This is a genomic window from Pseudomonas lalucatii (assembly GCF_018398425.1).
Taxonomy (GTDB): domain Bacteria; phylum Pseudomonadota; class Gammaproteobacteria; order Pseudomonadales; family Pseudomonadaceae; genus Aquipseudomonas; species Aquipseudomonas lalucatii.
The window spans coordinates 1080538-1096442 of sequence record NZ_JADPMV010000001.1 but is presented as its reverse complement, the minus strand read 5'-3'; the positions used below and the strand labels follow the sequence as shown (position 1 = coordinate 1096442).

Annotated in this window: 17 protein-coding genes, 1 tRNA gene and 1 pseudogene; 9 read left to right on the top strand and 10 right to left on the bottom strand. The window is 69.0% G+C overall.

Translation table 11 applies throughout. From position 1 onward, the window contains the following. Positions 1 to 6: 6 nt before the first annotated feature. The 4 genes from I0D00_RS04860 to I0D00_RS04845 form a co-directional block, all read right to left on the bottom strand. A complete protein-coding gene (locus I0D00_RS04860; RefSeq protein WP_213638610.1) occupies positions 7 to 600 on the bottom strand; it encodes a c-type cytochrome in 594 nt (197 codons plus the stop codon). An 89-nt stretch (positions 601 to 689) separates the two neighbouring features. After that, positions 690 to 1028 carry a hypothetical protein gene (locus I0D00_RS04855; RefSeq protein ID WP_213638609.1) on the bottom strand — a complete coding sequence of 113 codons (339 nt, stop codon included), beginning with the start codon at positions 1026 to 1028 and terminating at the stop codon, positions 690 to 692. Continuing rightward, entirely contained in the window at positions 1025 to 1402 is a 378-nt protein-coding gene (locus I0D00_RS04850; RefSeq protein WP_213638608.1) for a phage holin family protein, read from the bottom strand. The genes I0D00_RS04855 and I0D00_RS04850 overlap by 4 nt, the downstream gene beginning before the upstream one ends. An 11-nt stretch (positions 1403 to 1413) precedes the next feature. Then, positions 1414 to 1731 carry an ElaB/YgaM/YqjD family protein gene (locus I0D00_RS04845; protein WP_213638607.1) on the bottom strand — a complete coding sequence of 106 codons (318 nt, stop codon included), beginning with the start codon at positions 1729 to 1731 and terminating at the stop codon, positions 1414 to 1416. A 346-nt stretch (positions 1732 to 2077) separates the two neighbouring features. Between I0D00_RS04845 and I0D00_RS04840 the strand changes: the two genes are divergently transcribed. Beyond that, the gene (locus tag I0D00_RS04840; protein WP_213638606.1) at positions 2078 to 3286 is read left to right on the top strand and encodes an ammonium transporter; all 1209 of its coding nucleotides are present in this window, start codon (positions 2078 to 2080) and stop codon (positions 3284 to 3286) included. A 104-nt stretch (positions 3287 to 3390) separates the two neighbouring features. Here the strand turns inward: I0D00_RS04840 and I0D00_RS04835 are convergent. Beyond that, a pseudogene (locus tag I0D00_RS04835) lies at positions 3391 to 3945 on the bottom strand (OprD family outer membrane porin); the annotation flags it as partial. Between the two features lie 151 nt (positions 3946 to 4096). Here I0D00_RS04835 and I0D00_RS04830 point away from each other — a divergent pair. Further along, complete coding sequence (locus I0D00_RS04830; protein ID WP_213638605.1) at positions 4097 to 4333, top strand: glutaredoxin family protein; 237 nt, start codon at positions 4097 to 4099, stop codon at positions 4331 to 4333. 156 nt (positions 4334 to 4489) lie between these two features. Here I0D00_RS04830 and I0D00_RS04825 read toward each other — a convergent pair. From I0D00_RS04825 to mobA, 3 genes are all read right to left on the bottom strand, one after another. Then, positions 4490 to 4566 (bottom strand) — tRNA-Pro (locus I0D00_RS04825). Positions 4567 to 4717: 151 nt separating this feature from the next. Beyond that, positions 4718 to 4939, bottom strand: a complete 222-nt coding sequence (locus tag I0D00_RS04820; RefSeq protein ID WP_213638604.1) for a YgdI/YgdR family lipoprotein — start codon at positions 4937 to 4939, stop codon at positions 4718 to 4720. Positions 4940 to 5015: 76 nt separating this feature from the next. Next, on the bottom strand, positions 5016 to 5609 hold the full coding sequence (mobA, locus tag I0D00_RS04815; protein ID WP_213638603.1) for a molybdenum cofactor guanylyltransferase MobA: 594 nt from the start codon (positions 5607 to 5609) through the stop codon (positions 5016 to 5018). Positions 5610 to 5677: 68 nt separating this feature from the next. Between mobA and moaB the strand changes: the two genes are divergently transcribed. Both moaB and I0D00_RS04805 read left to right on the top strand, forming a co-directional pair. Then, positions 5678 to 6217: a molybdenum cofactor biosynthesis protein B gene (gene moaB, locus I0D00_RS04810; RefSeq protein ID WP_213638602.1), complete on the top strand. Its 540-nt coding sequence runs from the start codon at positions 5678 to 5680 to the stop codon at positions 6215 to 6217. Further along, positions 6214 to 7428 (top strand): molybdopterin molybdotransferase MoeA, encoded by a 1215-nt coding sequence (locus I0D00_RS04805; protein WP_213638601.1) that lies wholly within the window; start codon positions 6214 to 6216, stop codon positions 7426 to 7428. The genes moaB and I0D00_RS04805 overlap by 4 nt, the downstream gene beginning before the upstream one ends. A gap of 39 nt (positions 7429 to 7467) precedes the next feature. Here the strand turns inward: I0D00_RS04805 and gliR are convergent, their stop codons facing one another. Then, complete coding sequence (gene gliR / locus I0D00_RS04800) at positions 7468 to 8505, bottom strand: AraC family transcriptional regulator GliR (protein WP_213638600.1); 1038 nt, start codon at positions 8503 to 8505, stop codon at positions 7468 to 7470. 122 nt (positions 8506 to 8627) lie between these two features. Between gliR and I0D00_RS04795 the strand changes: the two genes are divergently transcribed. The 4 genes from I0D00_RS04795 to I0D00_RS04780 all read left to right on the top strand — a co-directional run bounded on the left by I0D00_RS04795 (position 8628) and on the right by I0D00_RS04780 (position 14594). After that, complete coding sequence (locus tag I0D00_RS04795; protein WP_213638599.1) at positions 8628 to 10223, top strand: FAD-binding oxidoreductase; 1596 nt, start codon at positions 8628 to 8630, stop codon at positions 10221 to 10223. 2 nt (positions 10224 to 10225) lie between these two features. Beyond that, on the top strand, positions 10226 to 11800 hold the full coding sequence (locus I0D00_RS04790) for a glycerol-3-phosphate dehydrogenase/oxidase (RefSeq protein ID WP_213638598.1): 1575 nt from the start codon (positions 10226 to 10228) through the stop codon (positions 11798 to 11800). Then, entirely contained in the window at positions 11800 to 13398 is a 1599-nt protein-coding gene (locus tag I0D00_RS04785) for an FGGY-family carbohydrate kinase (RefSeq protein ID WP_215730787.1), read from the top strand. Before I0D00_RS04790 ends, I0D00_RS04785 begins: the two co-directional genes overlap by 1 nt. Before the next feature lie 260 nt (positions 13399 to 13658). Beyond that, positions 13659 to 14594, top strand: coding sequence for a chemotaxis protein CheV (locus tag I0D00_RS04780; RefSeq protein WP_213638596.1), 936 nt, complete (start codon positions 13659 to 13661; stop codon positions 14592 to 14594). Here the strand turns inward: I0D00_RS04780 and I0D00_RS04775 are convergent. Beyond that, complete coding sequence (locus tag I0D00_RS04775; RefSeq protein ID WP_213638595.1) at positions 14591 to 15079, bottom strand: DUF1499 domain-containing protein; 489 nt, start codon at positions 15077 to 15079, stop codon at positions 14591 to 14593. The genes I0D00_RS04780 and I0D00_RS04775 overlap by 4 nt on opposite strands. Here I0D00_RS04775 and I0D00_RS04770 point away from each other — a divergent pair. Further along, positions 15078 to 15884, top strand: coding sequence for an MOSC domain-containing protein (locus tag I0D00_RS04770; RefSeq protein ID WP_213638594.1), 807 nt, complete (start codon positions 15078 to 15080; stop codon positions 15882 to 15884). The genes I0D00_RS04775 and I0D00_RS04770 overlap by 2 nt on opposite strands. The last annotated feature ends 21 nt before the right edge of the window (positions 15885 to 15905 follow it).

Here is a 15905-nt window from a genome sequence, read left to right as displayed (position 1 = left end):
TGCCGCTCAGCGCCGGCGGATGCGCTCGACCAGCAGGCTGCCATCCTCGAGCAGGCGGCCGCGGACCTGGACGTAGTCGCCCGGCTGCGGCGCGCCCTCGACGCGGCTCGCCGCGGTGATTCTCAGCGCGAGTCCGTCCAGCTGGCCGTTCGCCCCCAGCCTGCCGTGCAGGCGCAGCTTGGCCTCGCGTGGAGCCGGCGCGGGGTTGCCCTGGGCGTCGCGGGCGCCCTGGTCGATCCAGGCGACGATCAGGGCGATTTCCGTCTCATCGAGAAAAGGCGGGCCGTCGAAGGGCATGCGCGGCCGCGCCTGGCCGCGGATGCGCCGCACCAGTTCGCTGGCCTCTGCCAGGCCGGGTACCACGCGCGCCCGTTCGCCCTGGGCCAGGGTTTCTGCATAGCTGGCCAGCGAGTAGCCCTCCGGCGCCGGGCCCATCATGCCCTGGGGGGCGTGGCACTTGGCGCAGCGGCCGACGAGGATCGGCTGGACGTCGCGGTAATCCACGATTTTTCCGGGCGCGGCCCGCTGCTCGGCCGGCCCGGCAGCGGGCAGGCCGAGCAGCAGGACGAGCGCCAGCAAGGGGGCAGGGTAGACGGCCATGGCGGCAGCCTCGCGAACGACAGGCGACACCCGAAGCCTAGTCGCCGGTGCGCTGCCGTGCCGGCCACGCCGCCCTGTTGGCCAGTCGACTAGCCTCGCTCGGCGCGGTCGCTGGCCGGCGGGCGGGGCGGATGACGGCGCAGCAGGGGGAAGGCGATCAGCGCGATGCGCAGCCAGCGGCGCCAGTGGCCACGGCGCATGCCGAGGGTCGCCAGCAGCAGGGCGCCGCCGGCGGCCCACAGCGGCGCATTGCTGTCGCGCAGCTCCTCGCGCCAGTGCCGGCCGAAGTGCTGCGCCTGGCGCAATGGCTGCAGCAGCACCAGGGTTTCGTGACGCAGTTCCTGGCGGTGCATTTCCAGGCGCAGGCGCAGCATGGCCTTGCGCAACTCGCTGCGCGAGGCCTTGGCGGGCAGTTCCGGTAGGTTCATGGCAGCAATTGCTCGCGGTCGCGGGCCAGCTCTTCGAGGCTGGCGCCGAAGGGGGCGGGGGCCGTGCGCAGGCGATGCAGCAGGGCGAGCAGGCAGGTCAGCAGCCCGGCGCCGTACAGGGCGCACAGGGCGATGATCACGCCCAGGCGATGACTGTCCCAGAAGGCGATCAGCACTGCGGCCGACAGGCCGATCAGCAGCAGCAGACCGAACAGCAGGCTCAGGCCGCTGAGCACCAGCAGGCGCAGGGTGTGGTGGCGCTGTTCGCTGAGTTCTTCGCCGAACAGGGCCAGGTGGCCATGCAGCAAGCCCAGCAGAGCACCGCCGACACGGCGCGGCGAAGGGCCGCGAGCGGCCGCGGACGCATCATCCATCGCATCACTCATCAGCGGCGACTGATCAGCATACCGAGGAGCAGGCCGATGGCGGCGGCTATACCCAGTGTCTGCCAGGGATGGCTCTGCACGTAGCCCTCGGTCGCCTGGACCGCGGCCTTGCCGCGCTCACGCAGCGAATCTTCGGCATTGTGCAGCGTGCTGCGCGCACGGCCCAGGCTGGTGCGAATCTGTTCGCGCAACTCTTCGGCTTGCTCGCCGGCCAGGCTGGCCGAGTGTTGCAGGAGCTTCTCGGTGTCGCGCACCAGGGCCTGGAATTCCTCGAGCAGTTCGTCCTGGCTGGATGAGTTGGCACTCTTGCGGGGCATGGGTCTCTCCTTCGACTGTTGAATGTAAGGGGTTCGAGTCTTGTCCCGGGGGCAGGTTCCCCGCGCCTGCCTGGTACAGCGCTTGCAGTATGTTGGTGCGCAGCCTCGGTTCGATGCTCCTTTATGGAGCTGCTCGGGATTGGTTCTAGATATCGTGGTGCGTTAGTAACTATTTGATAAATAAAGAATAAGTGCCTCATTCGTGTTTCGGTCAAGCCCCATTCTGGAGCCGGCCGAGGCCGTTGCAACTGGAGCAGGGCGAGGGGCGTGCCGCCAAATGGTGCGCTCCGCATGAAGACTGGTCCAGTTTGGTGCTTTTTCCCTAACCTCGGAGTGTTCTTCGCTGATGGAAGACATCAACAGTGCGGTGGAAACCCTGATTCACGGCTCCAATACCCTGTTCATCCTGCTGGGCGCGGTGATGGTGCTGGCCATGCACGCCGGCTTCGCCTTCCTCGAGGTCGGCACGGTGCGGCAGAAGAACCAGGTCAATGCCTTGTCGAAAATCATCTCCGACTTCGCCGTGTCGGCCCTGGCCTACTTCTTCATCGGCTACTGGATCGCCTACGGGGTGACGTTCCTCGAGCCGGCGAGCGTGCTGACCGAGGAAAGCGGTTACGCCCTGGTCAAGTTCTTCTTCCTGCTGACTTTCGCCGCGGCGATTCCGGCGATCATTTCCGGCGGCATCGCCGAGCGCGCCAAGTTCGGTCCGCAACTGTGCGCCACCGTATTGATCGTAGCCTTCGTTTATCCATTCTTCGAGGGCATGATCTGGAACGGCAACTATGGCGTGCAGGCGTGGCTGGAGGCGCAGTACGGTGCCAGCTTCCATGACTTCGCCGGCTCGGTGGTGGTGCATGCTGTGGGCGGCTGGCTGGCCTTCGGCGCCGTGGTCCTGCTCGGGCGCCGCGATGGCCGGTACCGCGACGGCCGCCTGGTGGCGTTCGCGCCGTCCAACATCCCGTTCCTGGCCCTGGGGTCGTGGATCCTGATCATCGGCTGGTTCGGCTTCAACGTGATGAGCGCGCAGACCCTGGGCAGCGTCAGCGGCCTGGTGGCGGTCAACACCCTGATGGCGATGGTCGGCGGCACCGTGGCGGCGCTGCTGGTCGGACGCAACGACCCGGGCTTCCTGCACAACGGCCCCCTGGCCGGCCTGGTGGCGGTGTGCGCCGGCTCCGACCTGATGCACCCGGTCGGCGCCCTGATCACCGGCGCGGTGGCCGGTGCCCTGTTCGTCTGGGCGTTCACCGCCACCCAGGTCAAGTGGAAGGTCGACGACGTACTGGGCGTCTGGCCGCTGCACGGCCTGTGCGGCGTGTGGGGCGGTATCGCCTGCGGCATCTTCGGCCAGCAGGCGCTGGGCGGGCTGGGCGGGGTCAGCCTGAGCAGCCAGCTGATCGGCACGGCGCTCGGCGTGGCGGTGGCCCTGGTCGGCGGCTTTCTGGTCTACGGCGTGCTCAAGATCCTGTTGGGCATTCGCCTGAGCCAGGAGGAGGAGTACTACGGCGCCGACCTGTCGGTGCACAAGATCGGTGCGGTCAGCCAGGACTGAATCTCGCTCCGGCATGGAAGAAGCCCGCCAATCGGCGGGCTTCTTCGTACCTCGTCACGACCGGGCAGGATGCAACTGCCCGGTCATGTTCAACGAAGCGTCGTTCAGAGCAGCGGCAGGCTGTAGCTGACGATGAAGCGGTTCTCGTCGATGTCGTTGCCGATGTTCGAGCGCACGGTGGCGTTGCGCAGGCGCAGACCGAGGTTCTTCAGCGGGCCATCCTGAACCACGTACATCAGCTCGCTGTTGCGCTCCCACTCCTTGCCTTCGCCCGCGGCGTTCAGGCGGTCGATGTTATCGCCGTTGAGGTAGCGGGTCATGAAGGTCAGGCCGGGGATGCCCAGGCCGGCGAAGTTGTAGTCGTAGCGCAGCTGGTAGGACTTCTCGTCCTTGTTGGCGAAGTCGCCGATCTGCACGTAGTTGACCAGGAACGGATCGCTGCCGTTGATGTAGGCATAGCCGGTGTCGCCGCTCATCTTCTGGTAGCCCAGGCCGAAGCTGTGGAAGCCCAGGGCGTAGGTGAACAGGGCGCCGAAGGCCTTGTTGTCGACGTTGCTCGAGCCGTCGTCGGTGGAGCGGGCGTAGCGCAGGTCGCTCTTCAGGCTCTGCTTGTCGGCGATCGGCAGCACGTGTACCAGATTGAAGATGTGCTGCTTGTACTCGGGGCATCGGTAGCTGCGGCGCGCGCCCGAGCGAACTTTTGCGGGCGGGTGGCGGGAGGTGCTCGCTGCTCCCTGCGCGGCGGCCCGGGCAGCGAGCGCCGTGGCCTGGTGCTAGACTGCTGTCCTCGTTGTTTGTGGAGGCGTGCGAATGCTCCCTGAATGCCAACTGTTCGGCACCCTGGGCTGTCACCTCTGTGATGTGGCCGAAGCGTTGCTGATGCCTTTCGTCGAGCACGGCCTGCTGGTCGAGTTGGTCGACATCGCCGATCAGGAGGACTGGGTGGAGCAGTACGGCCTGCGCATCCCGGTGTTGCGTCGCTGCGACACCGGTGCCGAGTTGGACTGGCCGTTCGATGCCGAGCAGGTCGTGGCGTTCCTGCGTTGAGGGTCAGCTTGAGTCGGTCGCTCGCGACGGGGTCGTGCGCAGGGCGTGGGCCGTGACGCTATCGGGAAATAATCGACGGCCACAAAAAAGCCCGCGCTAGGCGGGCTTTTTTGTGTGTTTCAACTATTGCGTTCAGCACTGGTTGAAACTGGGATTTGGTCGGAGAGACAGGATTCGAACCTGCGACCTTCTCGTCCCGAACGAGACGCGCTACCAAGCTGCGCTACACTCCGAATAAGTCGAAATTGTACTGAAAAAGTTTTGTTGCACAAGGGGTTAGGCCGAATTTTTTTCCCGGGAGGGGACGAAATGACCGGCGGCCTCGGCGTTGGTGCCGCGCCCGGGTAGCCCGCGCAGGGCGAACCGCCCGGAGGCAGCTGCCGCTCACAGCTCGTGGATGGTCTGCACCTGGTCCTTGTTGACCTTGGCGCGGGTGCCGTCGAGCTGTTCGAATTCGTAGAAGCCGGAGGCCTCGTCGTAGCGCGGCTGGTCCAGGGTCTGCAGCTCGCGGCCATCGTTGAGGGTGATCACTGACGGCGCGGCGCAACCGGCCAGCGTCACCAGTCCCAGGGTTAGCAGGATTGCCGGAATGGTCCGTCGTGCCATGGTCTGTCTCCTTGGATGGATGAGGTCTACCCACCCTCAGACGGAGATTAGCCGTTTCGGTTCCGTGCACGTTTGGTTAAGCCCGGGAGCCGCCGTGTCGGGCGAGCAGGGTGGGGGTGTTCAGATTGGCCAGCCGCGGGTCGTCGGGGGGGCAGTCGACGGCCACTGGCGCCAGTTCGCGCAGCCAGCGCTGCGGGCTGCGTTCGCCGGCCTGCCAGGCCTGCTCCAGGGACGCGCCGAGGGCCGTGGGGATCAGGCAGAACAAGGGTTCCCAGTAGCCGTCCTGGCGAACCATGACCGGATGCTCGCCGGCCTGGCCCAGCAGAGCCTCGAGCAGGGCGTCGTCCAGACAGGGCGCGTCGCACGGCAAGACCAGCAGCTGAGGGTGGCGGGCCACCTGCAATCCGGCGTGGATGCCGGCCAACGGGCCCTGGAAGTCCTGATCGGCGTCCTCCACCAGGCGGTCGGCGAAGGGCGCGTAGCGCTCGGCATTGCGGTTGCACGAGATGATCAGGTCGTCGGTGCGCGGGCGCACCAGGTCGTGCAGCCAGGCGATCAGCGGGCGCCCATGCCAGTCGAGCAGGCCCTTGTCGCGCCCGCCCATGCGTTGCCCGCGGCCACCGGCCAGCAGCAGCACGGAGCAGGGCGGCGGAACAATGGCGACGGGCATGGCGGAGCCTCCTGGGGCGGGCCTGTGATATAACTTCCGGCATTATCCCCGATAACTGGAAGCCTGCCATGCATCACAAGGCCGAGGCGGTATTCGTGCCGCTGAACATCGCCGTGCTGACCGTCAGCGACACCCGCAACCTGGACACCGACACCTCCGGGCAACTCTTCGTCGACCGCCTGCAGGCGGCCGGACACCGGCTGGCTGCCCGGCAGTTGCTGAAGGACGATCTGTACAAGATCCGCGCCCAGGTCGCCACCTGGATCGCCGCGGACGAGGTGCAGGTGGTGCTGATCACCGGCGGCACCGGCTTCACCGGGCGCGACAGCACCCCGGAGGCGGTCGCCTGCCTGCTGGACAAGCAGGTGGACGGCTTCGGCGAGCTGTTCCGGCAGATCTCCGTGGCCGACATCGGCACCTCCACCGTACAGTCCCGCGCCCTGGCCGGCATGGCCAACGGTACCCTGGTGTGCTGCCTGCCGGGGTCGACCAACGCCTGCCGCACCGCCTGGGACGGCATCCTCGCCGAGCAGCTGGATGCGCGCCACCGGCCCTGCAACTTCGTCGCCCACCTGAAGCAGGCCGAAGTCTGCGAGAGCCGCGGATGATGGGGGGCGAGCAGCCCGGCCTGCTACCGGTCGAGGAGGCGCTGGCACGGCTGATGAGCCTGGCCGAGGCCGCGCCGATCGACGAGACCGAGCGCGTCGCCCTGGCCGACGCCGATGGCCGGGTATTGGCCGAACCGCTAGTCGCCGCCCTCGACCTGCCGCCCTGGGCCAACAGCGCCATGGACGGCTACGCCCTGCGCCTGGCCGACTGGCAGGGCGAGCCGCTGCCGGTCAGCCAACGCATTCTCGCCGGCAGCGCCCCGGGGCCGCTGCAGCCTGGCAGCTGTGCGCGCATCTTCACCGGCGCGCCGCTACCGGCCGGCGCCGATACCGTGGAGATGCAGGAAAACGTCGAGCTCGACGAGCAAGGGCGGGTGCACTTCCGCGAGCCGCTCAAACCCGGGCAGAACGTCCGAGCGCAGGGCCAGGAAACCCGCACCGGCGACCAGGTGCTGGCGGCTGGAACCCGTCTGGGGCCGATCGAGCTGGGCCTGGCCGCCTCCCTCGGGGTGGCCGAGCTGGCGGTACGGCGGCGGCCGCGGGTCGCCGTGCTGTCCACCGGCGATGAGCTGGTCGAGCCCGGGCTGCCGCTGGGGCCTGGACAGATCTACAACAGCAACCGCCGCCTGCTGATCGCCTGGCTGCAACGCCTGGGCTGCGCGGTGGTGGACGGCGGCATCCTCGCCGACGATCTCGAGCAGACCCGCGCCGCGCTGGGGGGCTTGAGTCATGTCGACCTGATCCTGTCCACCGGCGGGGTGTCGGTGGGCGAGGCGGATTACCTCGGCGTGGCCCTGCGCGAGGCCGGCGAGCTGAGCCTGTGGAAGCTGGCGATCAAGCCGGGCAAGCCGCTCACCTTCGGGTGCTTCCGCGGCGTGCCGGTGCTCGGTCTGCCGGGCAACCCGGCCTCCACCCTGGTCACCTTCGGCCTGCTGGCGCGGCCCTATCTGTTGCGCCGCCTGGGCGTGCAGCGGGTGGCGCCGCTGGGCTTTGCTATGCCGGCGGGTTTCAGCTGGGGCAAGCCGGGCAAGCGCCGTGAGTACCTGCGCGCGCGCCTGGAGAACGGCCGGGTGGTGCCCTATCCGAACCAGAGTTCCGGGGTGTTGCGCAGTGCGGCCTGGGCCGAGGGCATCGCCGAGGTGCTGGAGGGCACGACCCTGGCCGAGGGCGACAGCCTGCGTTTCATCCCGCTGAGCGAGCTGCTCGGCTAGTACGGGGCGCTGCCGGGTTATCCCGCCGGGCGGCCCAGCCTAGGGCTGAGGCGCAGCCGCCTGGCGCCGGCGTTCGCGGAACTCGCCGGGGGTCTGCCCGGTCCAGCCCTTGAAGCTGCGGTGGAAGGAGCGTGCCTCGGTGAAGCCCAGGTAACAGGCGATGTCCTGAATCGCCAGGTCGCTGCGCAGCAGGTAGTGCTCGGCCAGCTCCTGGCGCAGCTGGTCGAGGATCTGCTGGTAGCTGGTGCCGGCCTGTTGCAGGTGGCGCTGCAGGGTGCGCACGGTCATGTTGAATCTTTCCGCCACCCGCTCCTTGCGCGGCAGGCCGTCCTTGAGCAGCTGGCGCAGGGCGTTCTTCACCCGTCGCGGCAGCGGTTCGCCGTCGTCCAGCCCGGCCATCAGGGTCAGGGCGTGGTCTTCCAGGGTGCGCAGCAGGTTGGCGTCGGCCTGGCGCAGGGGCACGCCGAGGTATTCCAGCGGCACGATCAAGGCGTTGCAGGGACGCTCGAAGTGCACCGGGCAAGCGAATAGCGCCTCGTACTCGGCCCGCTCGACACCGTCCGGCAGGGCGTGCTCGAACCACACCTCGCGCGGTGCGTGGTCCGACTCGGCGATCCAGCGGGCATACAGCAACCAGGAGGCCAGCACGTTCTCCACCATGTGCCGGCGAATCTGCGCGCCCTGGTGGCGACAGTTCCAGATCAGGCGGACATGATCGGCGGCGCTTTCGATCCGGCTCACGCCCATGTCGCCCACCAGTTTCTCGTAGGGCACGATGCGGCTCATGGCCTCGCCCAGGGTGGCGCAGTTCATCGCGATGTAGCCGAGCACGCTCCACGAGCCGGGTTGCACGAAGCGCGCCGAGCGCAGGCCGAACAACGGGTCGCCGGACAGTTGCAGCAGGTGCGCGAGCAGCCGCTCGTGGGCCTCGCCCGGCAGGCGCTTGGCGTTGTCGCGCAGGTCTTCGGCCGCGATGCCGGCCGCCGTCAGTGCCGCCTCGATGTCCAGGCCGAGCCGTTCGGCGTGACGCAGGTACTTGAGCAGGGCGGGGACCGAGGTGTAGCCGAGATTGTCCATGGCGCGTTCTGGTTCTGACTGTCTTGATTGGCGACAGGGGCTGTCCCGATTCGACAGTGACCCCTGGCGGCGGCTGGCTAGTATAGGCAGCCATCGAAGGTGATCGGAACAGGGGGAAGCGCATGCGACGTTGGAACGGCTGGGGCGAGGAGAGTACCGAGGTGGGGCTGCCGGCCCACGGCCAGGCGTTTCTCGCCGAATTGGTCGGCCCGGGCCAGGCGCTCGCCGATGCCAGTCTGGCGCAGGTGCTGGCCAAGGTGCCGAGCTCGCGCCTGGCCGCCCATCCGCTGGTCAGCCTGGACGCCGAGTCGCGCCTGCGTCACGCCCGCGGGCAGAGCCTGCCGGACTGGCTGGCCATGCGTTCCGGGGAGTTCGGCCAGTTTCCCGATGGCGTCGCCTTCCCGGAGAGCGCCGAGCAGATCCGCGAGCTGCTGGTATGGGCGCGGCAGCAGGACGCGCAGGTGATTTCCTACGGCGGCGGCACCTCGGTGGCCGGGCATATCAACCCGCAGGCCGGCGCGCGGCCGGTGCTGACCCTGTCGCTGGCACACATGAGCCGGCTGCTCGAGATCGACGAGGACAGCCTGATCGCCACCTTCGGGCCCGGCGCCAACGGCCCCCAGGTGGAGAGCCAGCTGCGCGCCCGCGGCTATACCCTCGGCCACTTCCCGCAGTCCTGGGAGCTGTCGACCCTCGGCGGCTGGGTGGCCAGCCGCTCCAGTGGCCAGCAGTCCTTGCGCTACGGGCGCATCGAGCAGTTGTTCGCCGGCGGCAAGCTGGAGACCTTCGCCGGGACCCTGGAGCTGCCGAGCTTCCCGGCCTCGGCCGCCGGCCCTGATCTGCGCGAGATGGTGATGGGCTCGGAGGGGCGCTTCGGCATCATCTCCGAGGTCAAGGTGCGCATCAGCCGCCTGGCCGAGCAGGAGCGTTTCTACTCGGTGTTCATGCCCAGCTGGACGCAGGCGCTGCAGGCTATCCGTACCCTGGTGCAGGCCCGGGTGCCGCTGTCCATGCTGCGCTTGTCCAACGCCATCGAGACCGAAACCCAGCTGGCCCTGGCCGGCCATCCGCGGCAGATCGCCTGGCTGGAGAAGTACCTGGCGCTGCGCGGTGCGGGCGCGGGCAAGTGCATGCTGACCTTCGGGGTCACCGGCGCGCGGGCGCAGAATGCCGCCTCGCTGAAGCAGGCCAGGCGCCTGCTCAAGGGCTTCGGTGGGGTGTTCACCGGCACCCTGCTGGGCAACAAGTGGGCCGAGAATCGTTTTCGCTTTCCCTACCTGCGCCATGGCCTGTGGGCCGCCGGCTATGCGGTGGACACCCTGGAGACCGCCACGGACTGGAGCAACGTCGACAACCTGCTGAACAAGATCGAGACCAGCCTGCGTCAGGGCCTGGCCGCCGAAGGCGAGCGGGTGCATGTGTTCACCCACCTGTCCCATGTCTATGGCGAGGGCTCGAGCATCTACACCACCTACGTGTTCCGCCCCGGCGGCAGTTATGCGCAGGCCCTGGATCGCTGGCAGCGGCTCAAGCAGGCGGCCAGCCGGACCATCGCCGAGAATCGCGGCACCATCAGCCACCAGCACGGCGTCGGCCGCGACCACGCGCCCTATCTGGCGGCGGAGAAGGGCGAGCTGGGCATGGCGGCGCTGCAGGCGCTGGCCGCGCACTTCGACCCGGAGCGCCGCCTGGCACCCGGCGTGCTGCTCGAGGAGTGAGCATGGAAGCCTGGAATGCCGCCTGGCGTGAACGCGCGCTGCCGCAGCTGGCGGCGCGCGACTGGGATCTGATCGTGGTCGGTGGCGGCATTTGCGGGGCTGGCATCCTCCGCGAGGCGGCGCGGCGCGGCTGGACATGCCTGTTGCTGGAGCAGCGCGACTTCGCCTGGGGTACCTCCAGCCGTTCGTCGAAGATGGTCCATGGCGGCCTGCGCTATATCGCCAAGGGCCAGCTCGGCCTGACCCGCGACGCGGTGCGCGAGCGCCAGCGCCTGCTGGCCGAGGCGCCGGGCCTGGTGGAGCCGCTGAGCTTCCTGATGGCCCATTACCGGGGACAGTTTCCCGGGCCGAGAGTGTTCGGCGGGCTGCTGGCGCTGTATGACGCCCTGGCCGGCAGGCGCAACCATCTGTATTACCCCCGGCAGGCGCTGCGCTATCTGGCGCCGGGGCTCAAGGAGGACGGCCTGCTGGGCGCCACGCGCTTCTTCGATGCGGTGACCGACGACGCCCGCCTGGTCATGCGCGTGCTCGGCGAGGCCCGCGGCGACGGCGCCGAGGCGCTCAATGGCGTGCGTGTGCTGGAGCTGCTGCGCGAGGGCGGGCGGGTGGTCGGCCTGCTCGCCGAGGACCGGGAAACTGGCCGCCGCTATCGCCTGCGCAGCCGCGCGGTGGCCCAGGCCACCGGGGCCTGGGCCGATCGCCTGGATGGCGGCGCGCGGATCCGTCCGCTACGCGGCAGCCACCTGCTGCTGCCGGCCTGGTGCCTGCCGGTGGCCCACGCCTTCAGCTTCATGCACGCGGCGGATGGCCGGCCGGTCTTCGTCTTCCCCTGGGAGGGTGCCACCGTGGTCGGCACCACCGACCTGGACCATCGCGAGCCACTGGATCAGGAGGCCTGCATCAGCGTCGTGGAGCTGGACTACCTGCTGGCCGCCTGCGCCCAGCAGTTTCCCGCGGCGCGGATCGGCTCCGGCGATGTGCTCTCGACCTGGGCCGGGGTACGTCCGGTGGTGAGCGACGGCGAGGCCGGTCGCCGGCCTTCCGATGAGACCCGCGAACACGCGCTGTGGGTCGAGCCCGGCAGCGTGACCCTGGCCGGCGGCAAGCTGACCACCTTCCGTCCGCTGGCTCTGGAGGTGCTGCGTGCCTGCGCGGAGTTTGTCGGGCGGCCGCTGGTGGACGGCGGCGCAGCGACCTTCCGGCCCTGCGCGAACCCGCCCGTGACACACCTGAGCCCGGCCCGGCAGAAACGTCTGGGCGGACGCTATGGCCGCGAGCTGCCGGGGCTGCTGGCTCTGCAGGCCGAGGTCGGCAGCCAGCCGGTTGCCGGCAGCGAGACGCTCTGGATCGAACTGGCCTGGGCGGCGCAGCACGAGCTGGTGCTGCATCTGGATGACCTGCTGCTGCGCCGTACCCGCCTCGGCCTGCTGCTGCCCGGCGGTGCCCAGGCCCAGTTGCCGCGCATCCGCGCGCTGTGCCAGCCTCGCCTGGGCTGGAGCGATGCCCGCTGGGAGCAGGAGCAGCGGGACTATCTGGCGCTCTGGCGGCGCTGCTACAGCGTGCCGGGCGAGCACTGATGCCCGTGGACCGGGCGCCTGACGAGAAGGATTGCGCTGTGAGCGAGACAAGCTACCTGCTGGCCATCGACAACGGCACCCAGAGCGTGCGCGCCCTGTTGTTCGACCTGCAGGGCAACCTGCTCGGCAAGGGCAAGGTGGAGCTCGAGGCCTACTACTCGGCGCAACCCGGCTGGGCCGAGCAGGACCCCGAATACTACTGGGCCAGCGTCGGCGAGGCCTGCCAGCAACTGTGGCGGCAACTGGACATCGATCGCAGCCAGATCAAGGGCGTGTCGCTGACCTCGCAGCGTGGCACCCTGATCCATGTCGACGCCGCCGGCATGCCGTTGCGCCCGGCGATCCTCTGGCTGGATCAGCGCCGCGCCGAGGTGGCGGGGCCGATCAGCGGACTCTGGGGCTGGCTGCTCAGACTGGCCGGCGCCGGCGAGGCGGTGGCGCATTTCCGCGCCCAGGCCGAGGTCAACTGGGTGGCCCAGCAGCAACCGGAGGTACACAGCCGGACCCACAAGGTGCTGCTGCTCTCGGGCTTTCTCACCCATCGACTGTGCGGCCGCTTCGTCGATTCGCTGACCAGCTGCGTGGCCTACCTGCCGTTCGACTACAAGCGCCTGCAGTGGGCGGCGCCCGGCGACTGGAAGTGGCAGGCGCTGGCGGTGCGCCGCGAGCAGCTGCCCGAGTTGTGCCGGCCCGGCGAGCTGCTCGGCCACGTCACGGCCGAGGCCAGCCGCCACACCGGCATTCCCGAGGGCCTGCCGCTGATCGCCGCCGGCGCCGACAAGGCCTGCGAGGTGCTCGGCGCCGGCGGTGTGGAGCCGCACGTCGCCTGCCTGTCCTACGGCACCACGGCGACCATCAACACCACCCGTCGCCGCTACCTGGAGACTACCCGGCTGATCCCGCCCTATCCGGCGGCGATACCCGGACACTTCAACACCGAGGTGATGATCTTTCGCGGCTTCTGGATGGTTAGCTGGTTCAAGCAGGAGTTCGGCCTGCACGAGATGCAGCGCGCCGGCGAACTCGGCGTCGCCCCCGAGGCGCTGTTCGACGAGCTGGTCGATGCGGTGCCGCCCGGCGCCATGGGGTTGATGCTGCAACCCTACTGGTCGCCGGGCATCCGTGAGCCGGGCCTGGAGGCCAAGGGCTCGATCATCGGCTTCGGCGACGTGCACACCCGGGCGCACCTGTACCGCGCCATCCTCGAGGGGCTGGCCTATGCCCTGCGCCAGGGCAAGGAACGCATCGAGAGGCGCTCGGGCAGCAAGATCACCCGCCTGCGGGTGTCCGGCGGCGGCTCCCAGAGCGATGCGGCCATGCAGCTGACCGCCGACATCTTCGGCCTGCCGGCCGAGCGCCCGCACACCTACGAGACCTCGGGACTGGGCGCGGCGATCGACTGCGCGGTGGGGCTGGGGCTGTATCCGGACTTCCCCTCGGCGATCCGTGGCATGACCCGCGTGGGCCGGGTCTTCCAGCCCGATCCGCAGGCCCAGCAGACCTACCAGCGGTTGTATCTCGAGGTCTACCTGCGCATGTATCGGCAACTCAGGCCGCTGTACCGGAGCATTCGGGCCATCACCGGCTATCCGGCCTAGGGCCGGTGCGACGGGCGGTCGACTGCGCAGGTTTCTGATGGAGGCGCCTCCGGCGCGCCCGCCGTTCCTTAGCGTGTCCGCCGAAGCCTGGCCGCGCTTCTGTCCGCCAGGGCCTCAGCATGGCCCGAGCGCCGATGCGGTGGCAGCCTGGCTTCACCGTGGTGCCTCGGGCATCATGGCGCCCGGCGGCGCCTACAGTTTTGCCGCGTCCGGCCGATAGCCCTGCCGTAGCTAGGCTCGACAATCTATAGGAGTACGCAATGGCCGGCATTCTCGACTCGGTCGATCAACGCACCCAGTTGGTGGGCGAGAACCGTCTGGAAATCCTGATGTTCCGCCTGGCCGGTCGACAGCTGTTCGCGATCAACGTGTTCAAGGTGCAGGAAGTCCTGCAGCTGCCCAGGCTGACCCTGATTCCGCAGCGTCATCGCTGTGTCTGCGGAGTGGTCAACCTGCGCGGCCAGACCCTGCCGGTGATCGACCTGTCCCAGGCCATCGGCATGCGTCCGCTGGTGCCGGACGAGCGCAGTACCATCATCGTCACCGAGTACAACCGCTCGGTGCAGGCCTTCCTGGTGGGTGGCGTCGAGCGCATCCTCAACCTCAACTGGGAGGCCATACTGCCGCCGCCGGGCGGGGCCGGGCGCCAGCACTACCTGACCGCGATCACCAAGATCGAGGATCAGCTGGTGGAAATCATCGATGTGGAGAAGGTGCTGGCCGAGATCGTGCCGTACAGCACCAAGATCTCCAGCGAGCGGCTGAGCGATCCGCTGCTGGCCCGCGCCCGCGGCCGCGAGGTGCTGCTGGTGGACGACTCCAGCGTGGCCCTGACCCAGCTGCGCGATACCCTGTCGCAGCTGGGCATGAAGATGCACGTGGCCACCGACGGCCTCAAGGGCCTGCGCCTGCTCAAGCAGTGGGCCGATGCCGGGGAGGTGGTGAGCGACAAGCTGCTGATGGTCTTCACCGATGCGGAGATGCCGGAGATGGACGGCTATCGTCTGACCACCGAGATCCGTCAGGACCCGCGCCTGAAAGACCTCTACGTGGTGCTGCATACCTCGCTCTCCGGCAGCTTCAACGAGGCCATGGTGAAGAAGGTCGGTTGCGATGGTTTCCTGTCCAAGTTCCAGCCGGACCGGCTGGTCGAGGTGATACGCGAGCGCCTGCTGCGCGACGAGGCCAGCGCCTAGGGGGCAGGCTGTGGAGCCAGGCGCCGGCGCAGCCGTTCGATGCGCTGGCGGTTGACGCCCAAGTCCGAGTGGCCCAGGCGTGACGCCGAACGCACCTCGACCCCCTGCTCGCCGATGAGAAACTCCACGTCGTCGACGAAGCGCAGCAGCCGGCTGCTGAATTCCGCACGCAAATAGTCATCGCCCTGCACCACCAGCCGTGCCCGCGGCTCGCGACCGAGCAGCGCGACCAGTCGTGCGCGGGTCTGTTGCCGGGTCCCCAGCAGCGGCAGCGGCGCAACCCGGTGGGCCTCGTCGCGGGCCTGGCTGCTGACGCAGTTGGGCGAGTCGGGGCAGGGCGCCAGGCGGCCGGCGTGCACGCCCAGGTGCTCCGGCGGCGCGCCGCCGCAGGCGCCCAGCAGGGCCAGCGCGAGGGCCAGTCCGGGCTTGTGGGCGGGGCGGGTTGCTCGTATAAGGGCGTTTTGCCTAAGGGAAAACTGGCTCATGTTACGTCTCTCGGGGTTGTACCGTTATCCGCTGAAGTCGGCCATCGCCGAGTCCCTGGACGAGGCGCAGCTCGATGCCCTGGGGCTCTCGGGGGACCGCCGCTGGATGGTAGTGGATGCGGCCAGCGGGCGCTTCCTGACTCAGCGCCTGCTGCCGCAGATGACCCAGTTGCGGGCGCGCTGGCAGGATGCCGAGCAACTGCGCCTGAGCGCGCCGGGCATGGCCGATCTGCTGGTCGCGCTGCCCGGCGAGCAGGCCGAGCTGCGCGGGGTGACCATCTGGCGCGACAGCCTGCGGGTGCCGGATGCCGGCGAGGCGGCGGCCCGCTGGCTGAGCCAGGCGCTCGGACGCGATTGCCGTCTGGTGCAGGTCTGCGAGGCCCGCGCGCGGCAGGTCGACACCGCCTATGCCGCGGTCGGCGACAAGGTGGCCTTTGCCGACGGTTTCCCCCTGCTGCTGATCGGTCAGGGCTCGCTGGACGACCTGTCCGTCCGGGTCGGCCGTCCCCTGGAGATGTTGCGCTTTCGCCCCAATCTGGTGATCGAGGGTGCGCCGCCCTATGCCGAAGACGGCTGGAAACGCATCCGCATCGGCGACCTGGAGTTTCGCGTGGCCAAGGGCTGTTCCCGTTGCATCATGACCACCCTCGACCCGCAGACCGGCGAGCGCAGCGTCGACCGCGAGCCGCTGACGACTCTGCGCGGCTATCGTCAGCGCGAGGGCGAGGTGTATTTCGGGCAGAACCTGATCGCCTGCGGCAGCGGCGAGCTGGCCGTGGGCATGCCGGTCGAGGTCCTCGAGTAGGCATGCGACCGGCAGGCGCCG

Bases quoted from the DNA above. Each gene is read 5' to 3' on its own strand.
- I0D00_RS04780 (WP_213638596.1), top strand. From the start codon at position 13,659: ATGGCCGGCATTCTCGACTCGGTCGATCAACGCACCCAGTTGGTGGGC.
- I0D00_RS04770 (WP_213638594.1), top strand. From the start codon at position 15,078: ATGTTACGTCTCTCGGGGTTGTACCGTTATCCGCTGAAGTCGGCCATC.
- I0D00_RS04805 (WP_213638601.1), top strand. From the start codon at position 6,214: ATGATGGGGGGCGAGCAGCCCGGCCTGCTACCGGTCGAGGAGGCGCTG.
- I0D00_RS04795 (WP_213638599.1), top strand. From the start codon at position 8,628: ATGCGACGTTGGAACGGCTGGGGCGAGGAGAGTACCGAGGTGGGGCTG.
- I0D00_RS04820 (WP_213638604.1), bottom strand. From the start codon at position 4,939: ATGGCACGACGGACCATTCCGGCAATCCTGCTAACCCTGGGACTGGTG.
- moaB (WP_213638602.1), top strand. From the start codon at position 5,678: ATGCATCACAAGGCCGAGGCGGTATTCGTGCCGCTGAACATCGCCGTG.
- I0D00_RS04845 (WP_213638607.1), bottom strand. From the start codon at position 1,731: ATGCCCCGCAAGAGTGCCAACTCATCCAGCCAGGACGAACTGCTCGAG.
- I0D00_RS04785 (WP_215730787.1), top strand. From the start codon at position 11,800: ATGCCCGTGGACCGGGCGCCTGACGAGAAGGATTGCGCTGTGAGCGAG.
- gliR (WP_213638600.1), bottom strand. From the start codon at position 8,505: ATGGACAATCTCGGCTACACCTCGGTCCCCGCCCTGCTCAAGTACCTG.
- I0D00_RS04860 (WP_213638610.1), bottom strand. From the start codon at position 600: ATGGCCGTCTACCCTGCCCCCTTGCTGGCGCTCGTCCTGCTGCTCGGC.
- I0D00_RS04775 (WP_213638595.1), bottom strand. From the start codon at position 15,079: ATGAGCCAGTTTTCCCTTAGGCAAAACGCCCTTATACGAGCAACCCGC.
- I0D00_RS04830 (WP_213638605.1), top strand. From the start codon at position 4,097: ATGCTCCCTGAATGCCAACTGTTCGGCACCCTGGGCTGTCACCTCTGT.
- mobA (WP_213638603.1), bottom strand. From the start codon at position 5,609: ATGCCCGTCGCCATTGTTCCGCCGCCCTGCTCCGTGCTGCTGCTGGCC.
- I0D00_RS04840 (WP_213638606.1), top strand. From the start codon at position 2,078: ATGGAAGACATCAACAGTGCGGTGGAAACCCTGATTCACGGCTCCAAT.
- I0D00_RS04855 (WP_213638609.1), bottom strand. From the start codon at position 1,028: ATGAACCTACCGGAACTGCCCGCCAAGGCCTCGCGCAGCGAGTTGCGC.
- I0D00_RS04790 (WP_213638598.1), top strand. From the start codon at position 10,226: ATGGAAGCCTGGAATGCCGCCTGGCGTGAACGCGCGCTGCCGCAGCTG.
- I0D00_RS04850 (WP_213638608.1), bottom strand. From the start codon at position 1,402: ATGGATGATGCGTCCGCGGCCGCTCGCGGCCCTTCGCCGCGCCGTGTC.